Source organism: Nesterenkonia sp. AN1 (genome assembly GCF_000582475.1).
Lineage (GTDB): Bacteria > Actinomycetota > Actinomycetes > Actinomycetales > Micrococcaceae > Nesterenkonia > Nesterenkonia aurantiaca.
In genome coordinates this window covers 1-1,471 of record NZ_JEMO01000028.1, presented here as the reverse complement: position 1 = coordinate 1,471, position 1,471 = coordinate 1, and the positions used below count along the sequence as shown (strand labels likewise).

Here is a 1,471-nt window from a genome sequence, read left to right as displayed (position 1 = left end):
CCCGAGCTCCTCGGAGCCCGGGGGACCTATATTCCACAGCGCAGGACCCTCCCGTTCTTCGGGAGGCATAACTCGATAAGGCCCCCATCGTATAGCGGCCTAGTACGCTGCCCTCTCACGGCGGTAACGCGGGTTCGAATCCCGCTGGGGTCACCACAGGTGACAAAAGAAGCGCCCGGTCCTCCAAGGACCGGGCGCTTCTTCTTTCCCCCCCCCCCGTTGAGGGGAGGATTCTCCGTGCATCTCATGGGCTTTTCGGCCCAAAGTGCTCGGAGAATCCGCCCCTCAACGTGAAGGGGAGGGTGGGTCAGTCGACTTCGGCGTCGCCGGTGAACTTCAGGACCGAGGAGGAGTCGTCGAGCTCGGCGTTGCCGATGACCACCAGGCCGCCGTTCTGCTCCAGGATCACCGCGGAGACCTCCTTGAGCGAGCCGCGCGAGGAGGAGCGCACCGCGGTGTGGATATCGTCCTCCACCAGCTGGTGCTTACGCAGTGCCTTGCGCTGGAACTTGCCCTCGTAATAGATCAGCACCGGGGGTGCATCCAGCAGCCGGCGCATCTTCGGCGAACGGCCGCGCAGCCAGGCCATGATCCACTGCAGCAGCACCAGCAGCAGAACGGTCAGGATCGCCTGGCTCAGCGGCACATCCACCGCGGTCAGGGTGCGTCCGAAGGCTGAGCCGATCGTGACCGCGACGATGAAGTCCAGCGGCGTCATCGAGGCCATGGTCCGCGGCCCGGAGAGCCGGAGGATGATCAGCAGCGCGATGTAGCCTGCGGTGAGCGTGATGACGGTGTGGATGATGGGATCCCACCCGTCCCAGAATTGAGTCATGTCCATCGGGCGACCCTGTCACCTCGAGGGATCAGTGTCCACCGGGATCATCCACCGGCACCGCGAACACGATGTGGTTGTCCTCGTGGCTTCCTGCCTCGACGTCGAAGAGCCCTGTGCAGGTGATCAGTCGCAGCTCGTCCTCCGGCTGCGCGCCGAAGACCTCCCGGGTGGGGAAGTCGTCCTTGGCGAAGACCTCGGTGCGCTCGACCCGGTAGTGATGGACCTGGCCCTCGGCGTCGGTGACGGCTACCTCGTCCCCGGACTCCATCTCCACCAGACGGTGGAACACCGCGGGGCCGGTGGTGGAGTCCAGATGCCCGGCCAGCACGGTGGGGCCGCGCCCGCCGGGCATGCCGCCGCCTTCGAACCAGCCGACCTCGCTGTAGTCCTCGGGGACTTCCATGGTCCCGTCCTGCGCGATGCCGAGATCGATGAGCGACTCCTCCACGTCGATGGACGGGATGCTCACCGCCGCCGGCCGGACCCCGTTCGGCGCCGCGGCCGGGCTCGAGGGTGGGATGCTCGAGGGTGCGGCGCTCGGTGCCGCGGAGCTGGGCTGCGGAGAGCTCGAGCTGGGCCGCGGCGAGCTGGAGCTGGGCTGCGCAGTGCTGGAAGAGCTCGATGCCTCCGCCG

The 1,471-nt window shown here is 67.2% G+C and carries 2 protein-coding genes and 1 tRNA gene; 1 reads left to right on the top strand and 2 read right to left on the bottom strand.

Going from position 1 to position 1,471, the window contains the following annotated elements:
* Positions 1–79 precede the first annotated feature (79 nt).
* Positions 80–156: transfer RNA gene (locus BG28_RS13485), tRNA-Glu, on the top strand.
* A 151-nt stretch (positions 157–307) separates the two neighbouring features.
* On the opposite strand, the gene BG28_RS13480 is transcribed toward BG28_RS13485, so the two are convergent.
* Both BG28_RS13480 and BG28_RS13475 read right to left on the bottom strand, forming a co-directional pair.
* Positions 308–841, bottom strand: coding sequence for a DUF421 domain-containing protein (locus BG28_RS13480; protein ID WP_036477993.1), 534 nt, complete (start codon positions 839–841; stop codon positions 308–310).
* Between the two features lie 25 nt (positions 842–866).
* Positions 867–1,307, bottom strand: a complete 441-nt coding sequence (locus BG28_RS13475) for a class F sortase (RefSeq protein ID WP_235181127.1) — start codon at positions 1,305–1,307, stop codon at positions 867–869.
* Between the last annotated feature and the right edge of the window lie 164 nt (positions 1,308–1,471).